Annotated in this window: 6 protein-coding genes; 4 read left to right on the top strand and 2 right to left on the bottom strand. The window is 44.4% G+C overall.

Going from position 1 to position 6,599, the window contains the following annotated elements:
- Nucleotides 1-73: 73 nt before the first annotated feature.
- Together QT994_RS18555 and QT994_RS18550 are read left to right on the top strand one after the other, a co-directional pair.
- The gene (locus QT994_RS18555) at nucleotides 74-418 is read left to right on the top strand and encodes a hypothetical protein (protein ID WP_333176894.1); all 345 of its coding nucleotides are present in this window, start codon (nucleotides 74-76) and stop codon (nucleotides 416-418) included.
- Nucleotides 402-824 (top strand): transposase, encoded by a 423-nt coding sequence (locus QT994_RS18550; protein WP_333176891.1) that lies wholly within the window; start codon nucleotides 402-404, stop codon nucleotides 822-824. The genes QT994_RS18555 and QT994_RS18550 overlap by 17 nt, the downstream gene beginning before the upstream one ends.
- A 36-nt stretch (nucleotides 825-860) precedes the next feature.
- Here QT994_RS18550 and QT994_RS18545 read toward each other — a convergent pair whose 3' ends face one another.
- Both QT994_RS18545 and QT994_RS18540 read right to left on the bottom strand, forming a co-directional pair.
- Nucleotides 861-1,202, bottom strand: a complete 342-nt coding sequence (locus tag QT994_RS18545; RefSeq protein ID WP_333176888.1) for a hypothetical protein — start codon at nucleotides 1,200-1,202, stop codon at nucleotides 861-863.
- Nucleotides 1,203-1,506: 304 nt separating this feature from the next.
- Nucleotides 1,507-2,745, bottom strand: coding sequence for an LL-diaminopimelate aminotransferase (locus QT994_RS18540; protein WP_333176887.1), 1,239 nt, complete (start codon nucleotides 2,743-2,745; stop codon nucleotides 1,507-1,509).
- A 263-nt stretch (nucleotides 2,746-3,008) separates the two neighbouring features.
- Here QT994_RS18540 and QT994_RS18535 point away from each other — a divergent pair, with 263 nt between their 5' ends.
- Nucleotides 3,009-4,100 carry a hypothetical protein gene (locus QT994_RS18535; RefSeq protein WP_333176884.1) on the top strand — a complete coding sequence of 364 codons (1,092 nt, stop codon included), beginning with the start codon at nucleotides 3,009-3,011 and terminating at the stop codon, nucleotides 4,098-4,100.
- A 292-nt stretch (nucleotides 4,101-4,392) separates the two neighbouring features.
- Nucleotides 4,393-6,162 carry a DUF3352 domain-containing protein gene (locus tag QT994_RS18530; RefSeq protein ID WP_333176882.1) on the top strand — a complete coding sequence of 590 codons (1,770 nt, stop codon included), beginning with the start codon at nucleotides 4,393-4,395 and terminating at the stop codon, nucleotides 6,160-6,162.
- Nucleotides 6,163-6,599 lie beyond the last annotated feature (437 nt).

Below are 6,599 nucleotides of genomic sequence, written 5' to 3'. Positions count from 1 at the left end.
TTTTGGTTTGTAAGGCAATTATCTATGTATATCTTGCCTTACAGATTTTTTTTGGCTCACTTTTTCAGTGCCATTGACCTATGCACAACATCTCAAGAACACTCGTTGTTACTTCCCAACTTCTGTACGTTATTTGGTGGCTGATGGCTATTACTATCGCTCTAAATTCTGGGATGCTGTGCGGGACTTAAATTTAGACTTTATTGGCAAGTTAAGAAGTGATGCTAACCTACGCTATCTCTATACAGGTGAACAAAAGAAACTGGGGGCTCCACGTAAATATGATGGCAAGGTTGACTGCCATGATTTGAGTCGTCTTATTTTTGTTAAAGAAATAAAACCCGGAGTTTCATTATATACATTGGTGGAAGGCGAGTTGTTGTTTAAATTGCCCAATTTGTTTGGTTTGTATCTCTGAGGTTCAAGCCAACGGCAAAATCAAAAATGCTTTATTGTTTAGCACGGATATTCACCTACCACCTGAGCAAATTCTTGAATATTATCAGGCTCGCTTCCAGATTGAATTTATTTTTCGTTATGCCAAGCAATTTACGGGATTGTCTGATTGTCAAGCTCGTCATTTACCACGGCTTGATTTTCATTTTAATGCCAGTCTAATTGCCTTAAATTTAGCTAAACATCAACTCTCTAGTTGTCATTCATCTGCCAAGTCGTTTGTGTTTTCAATCTGTTCTTATAAACGGCTGGAATTCAATAAGCATCTACTTTTTACCTTTATTGACAAGTTAGATTTAGACCCGGATTTGATTTTAAATCACCCTAACTTTCCTTCAGTCTTGTCTTATGGTACTTTGGCTGCTTAAAAACTGTCCGGAGTATTGATCTTTATTTGGTCTAAACTACATATCTAATGCTAATTTCTTTTTAAACAAAGAATCCTTATAAGAAAAAAATTCCATCTCGACAACTTTTTCTCCATCCCAGAGATCAATAATTGCTAAGACTCTTTTGTCTTCACCATCAGCAACTTTAAATCCCTGAAGCAAATTTTGTAAAAATGATTTTTTATTGTCATCACCGGAACAGTACAGTAGTACAAATATTAACTGCAAGAGGGTACTTTTACCGCCACCTTTTTGACTACCCAGCGGAAAAATATTAGGAAAAAAATCTTTTTCAAAAGTGATGTCAATGTCCTTTAAACCGCGAAAATCAGGAACTTGAACTCGTAGCAAGTGCATAATAAACTCCTGGTGTTGGTTTTCATTTTTTATTTAAACCCTGAGCTACAATCATTTTAGATTATAACTCACATCTTTTACTATTTTCATGAACAGGCTTTCCGGCCTGTTCCACAACATATTAAATTAATGCTTTTTCGCTGAATCCGGCAGTCCGCCAGGGGTTGAAACCTCTGTCTCAAAGCTAAAGTCCTCTGAAGAGGACTGAAGAACTCATTAGTCCTCTTCAGAAGACTTTAGCTATTAGCTAGGGAATTCATTCCCTGGCGGGCTGGGGGCCTTTCCGTTTAAGCAGGAGATGAGATTAAACCTTAAACTTCTCCACAATCCGTCTCATCGCTTCTTCCACATTCTCCCGACTATTAAACGCCGAAATGCGGAAATAACCCTCACCCGCCGCACCAAAACCAGAACCCGGAGTTCCCACCACATTGCAAGTTTCCAGCAACTTCTGAAAGAAATCCCAACTCGACAAACCGTGAGGCGTTTTCACCCACACATAAGGTGCATTTTCGCCACCAAAAACCTCGATTCCCGCCGCTGTCAATTTCTCGCCAATAATCGCAGCATTTTCCATGTAAAAATTGACTAAAGCCTGAATCTGTGCCCTGCCAGCCTCAGAATAAACCGCCTCAGCCCCGCGCTGCACGATGTAAGAAACTCCGTTAAACTTAGTAGATTGGCGGCGGTTCCACAGCTTCCAAATTTCGACATCGGAACCATCTGCTGCTTTTCCAGTCAAAGTCTTCGGTACAACTGTCAGCGCGCAGCGAGTACCCGTAAAACCAGCATTTTTGGAAAAAGAACGAAATTCGATCGCACAATCCCGCGCCCCTTCAATTTCGTAGATAGAATGCGGTAAACTCGGATCCGTAATATACGCTTCGTAAGCCGCATCGAAGAAAATAATCGAACCGTTAGCTTTAGCATAATTTACCCAAGCTTGCAAGTGTTCCTTAGTTGCAGTTGCCCCCGTCGGGTTATTCGGAAAACACAAGTAAATTAAATCGACTTTTTTGTCGGTGGGAATTTGGGCAGTAAAATTGTTTTCCGCTGTAATTGGTAGGTAAACTAAGCCGCCGTATTCGCCATTTTCGTTCGCATCTCCCGTGTGTCCAGCCATCACGTTAGTGTCTACATACACCGGATAAACTGGATCCGTAACTGCGATCGTGTTATTGTTGCCAAAGATATCGAGAATATTGCCACAATCGCACTTAGAACCATCAGAAATAAAGATTTCCGAAGCATCAATATCGCATCCCCGCGACTTAAAATCGTGCTCGGCAATTTTCTCCCGCAGCCACTCATAACCTTGTTCCGGGCCGTATCCTTTAAAGGTATCCCGCGAGCCCATGTCTTCCACCGCCTTCACCATCGCTTGGCGACAAGCTTCCGGTAGCGGTTCAGTCACGTCGCCAATCCCCAGCCGAATGATGGGCGCTTCGGGATTCGCCTCTGCAAAGGCTTTCACCCTGCGCCCAATCTCGGGAAACAGGTAGCCAGCTTTGAGTTTGAGGTAGTTGTCGTTGATAGTTGCCATAGTTCGATCGCTACAAATGTCGTAGAATAGCTTACTCCCAATTGTCTCTCTCAAGCAGCAGCAAGTTCGGCAACCAGCAGTGTACGGTATTTAACGGATGTAACGGATGGGTGTTCAGCCAAAAGAAAGATTTTCCCCACTCGAACACTTAAACACTCCGCCAATCCGCCATTACAGGCAATCTGCGTAGTTGCTCAACAGCCATTGACCAAAAAATCAAATCTGCTTGTATAATCAAAATAGTGTGCAGTGCAGAAACAATTATGGACGAGATCGAGTACGCCAAACTCTATCAAGAACTGGCGGCAATTCTGGATGAGTTTAATTTAGGTTGGGTAGTTCAACAAGTAGCGGATACTGTAGAGATAGGCAAAGTAATTGAAGAGCGATCGCTCAAAAGAAAAACACCTCTGCTCAAGATAGAAGATTATACCGCAAAAGAACAACTTTTGCTATTAATTGATGCTGTCGAGCAAGCGACTGTGAACACTTCCGAAATGGAAGACGAAATTGCTTATTTCTTGAAAGTAGAATCAGAAACCTCTCCCCTCGGCACAAAAATTACATTTGCCAATTCAGGTGCAGAATCTGCCAAAACAATCGAGTTTACTTCCAGCGTCACAGCCCCTCGTCACAAACAGGCGATCGCCCTCAAGCACTTGCTCGAAAAACTGCCCTCCGGGCCGAGCAACTACGCCATCAATTCCGAAATTAAAAGCAAATTAAAAAGCTCGATCGATCCCGAGTTTAACACAGCGGCAGAACAATCCAGAATTTTTGACACTTACCTCTTCACTATTCTGCTAAAAGCAGTTGCTAATGAAGGCGGTACTATTTATTACAACAATGTTTTAGACGACGAAACACCGAAATATTTAACATTTAGAAAAACGGCGGGAAAAATCCACGGAACTGCACATCCATACACTCATGCTGTTGTGGAATTTCCCGACAAACCAGCCCTGGAAGTTCACCTAGGAGTAAAAGTCCAAGGTAGAGCCGGAGTTCTCCACAACTGCAACGTTTTAATTTTGTACCAAAAAGAAGCGACTATCTGCCGCTTGCTCAACCGCGAACCCCGCCACTCGCAGGTAATTTTAGCAGTAAAATCTGAACACAGCACCTCGGAACTAAAACTAGAAATGGCTGGTGCTTTTATCGGATTAGCGTCAGACATTCGCTACGAAGGCGGCAGCTATTTCATTTCTAACAGTTACTCCCAACCCATAGCGAAACTGCTAACTACTGCTCGCAAAAAATGGGAACTCAACATTTTTCCTAGAGCCACAAACGATGTCCACCGCCTGATGTACTCGTTTCAAACTATCTTTAAAGACTTTAAGGCCAGAAACTGATTCAGTTAATACCATTTCACAAAAGTCTTGCCACATTTTTTGTGTGGGGTTTCCTTCCACAGACTTATATCAAATCCGGTAGCATCGTTCTGGTAAAGTGTCCTGCAATCTGCCACCACATATAAGCACAATTTTCTGTTTTTCGGCTCACAGTCAACAGTCAACAGTCAACAGTCAACAGTCAACAGTCAACTTTCCTAGATTTGCCCGGTTAAGTGTATCTGCTAATGTATCTGTTACATGAGCCAAGAAAATAATCTATCATGTTGCGAGCACCAGAACCTTACGAATAATGTTTAAGAAAGATAAATCTTCCCTGCTGTTTACGATCGGAGCCGCCACACTTCTGATCGGTTTAGGCTTTGTCACCTACTACCTCGTCCTTTCCCGTCGGCCCGCCAAAGATTTGCCGGCGGGGGCAACCGTTGTCCCGCAAGATACGATGATGGCGCTATCCATCAGTACCGATGAATCGCAGTGGAATAGACTGCGAGAGTTTGGCACGCCGGAGTCAAAAGCTTCGTTTGAGAGGTTTTTAAGCGAAATGCGCGATCGCCTCCTCACCAGCAACGGCTACGTCTACCAGCAAGACATTCAACCGTGGGTGGGTAACACAGCAATGGTAGCCTTTCTCCGCAACAAAATAGCTATACCAGCCCCCCCGCCCGCACCCAACGCGCCACCATCTCCGCCAATTCAACAGTCAGTGGCAATTATCCTGCCAATTGCCAACCCGATCAAAGCCAAAGAATTATTAACAAAACCCAGGCCCCTCAGCCAAGGAAAAATAGTTGAGCGTAATTATAAAGGCGTGCAAGTCACAGAAACTCAAGGCGTACCCGATCGCAATTTCTCAGTCGCGGTACTCGGCACCAACTATCTAGCAGTCACCACAGATCCTAGCGCTACAGACAGAATAATCGACACCTACAAAGGCGAACCTTCCCTAGCCAAAACCCCTGGCTATGCAGACGCCATAGACAAAATAAAAAGTCCGGGCGCCTTCGGTCAAATCTACGTCAATATGCCCGTTGCCGCCGCCTATGCCGCCGCCAACTCAGCCCGTGAAATTTCCCCAGAAAACCTCGAAAAATTGCAACAAAATCAGGGATTTGCCACCACAGCGACGCTGGAAGCAGAAGGAATTGGATTCAAATCAATCTCTTGGTTAAAACCAGATTCTACCAGAAGGATAGCAGTAGAAAACAATGCTCTAAAAATGGTTAACCGCCTGCCAAGCAATACAATAATGATGGTATCTGGTGGCAACTTGCAGCGTGTGTGGCAAGACTACGTATTGGGCGCCGAAGCCAACCCGATTTCCCCGATTAATCCCCAAGTTTTACGCACAGGTTTAAAATCCACTACCGGCCTGGATTTAGATAAAGACTTGATGGACTGGATGGCGGGAGAATTTTCTCTATCATTAATACCAGCCGCCACGCAGAATCCCAAAGACAAATTTGCTGCCGGATTTGTTTTTATGGTGGAAACAAACAACCGGGGCGCAGCCAACAAAGCCCTGAAACAGCTTGATGAAACGATGAAAACTAAAGGGTTTAGAGTTGAGGAAATTCAAGTCGGTGGCAAACCTGCAATAAAATGGACATCGCCGTTTGGAGGGATTACGGTAACTCGCGGTTGGATGAACGATGTAGCGTTTATGACAGTAGGAGCTCCAGTGGTTGATGCGATCGTTCCGGCACCGAAAAGTCCGCTTTTAAGCAGCGAACTGTTCCAGAAAACAGTACGATCGGAACTTAAACCCCACAACGGCAATTTCTTCATCGACACCGAGAGTGCGTTTAACCCGAAAAACCTAGCTTTGCCGGAGTTTCCTCCCAACCAAAAAATGTGGATAGACGCCACGCGGTCGATCGGCGTTACAGCGGCCGTCATTGGCGATCGTACCACCCGTTACGACGCTTTTGTCGGTCTCAAAAAATCCACCCAATCCACTCCTTCTGCAAATCCTTCACGCAGTCTTGCTTCACCGAGTCCTGCTTCACCGCGCCCTGTTTCACCCAGTCCCTCGCCCACTGTCCAAACTTCACCCAATTAACTCTTAAATCCTTCCACAAATCCGCCTGCACACCCCCTTAAGTACCAACAGGGCGATCGATTAAAACCGAAAGGTAGCCACCAGAAGGAACAAGCAAGAAGCAAGGACAGGACTTACAGATACACACTAAAGAAACCGGGGTTTTTTATCGTTTCTGCAGGCTGCAACCAATTATTTTCGTTAACAAGCCCGGTTTCTATGCAGCCTTGCGTCCATGACTACCAAAGAAACCTAGTTTTTTAAGCCTTGGACTGCAACTAAGTGTTTTCGTAAAAAAACTGGGTTTCTGCGTCCAGGAATGAAGAGGCAATCGACCGTTTCTGACGCACCCTACACTTTATGTACCCGTTGCGTCCAGGACTTCTTATTTTTGTCAGAATTTTAAGGGCCGGCAATTGTAGATCCGGCTTTTTTTCTTCTTTATAAAAGGAAAAGAA

This window comes from Microcoleus sp. S13_B4, from assembly GCF_036700885.1.
In the GTDB taxonomy this organism is placed as follows: domain Bacteria; phylum Cyanobacteriota; class Cyanobacteriia; order Cyanobacteriales; family Microcoleaceae; genus Microcoleus.
The sequence above is the reverse complement of the archived record's forward strand: the minus strand, read 5'-3'. Positions and strand labels throughout refer to the sequence as shown.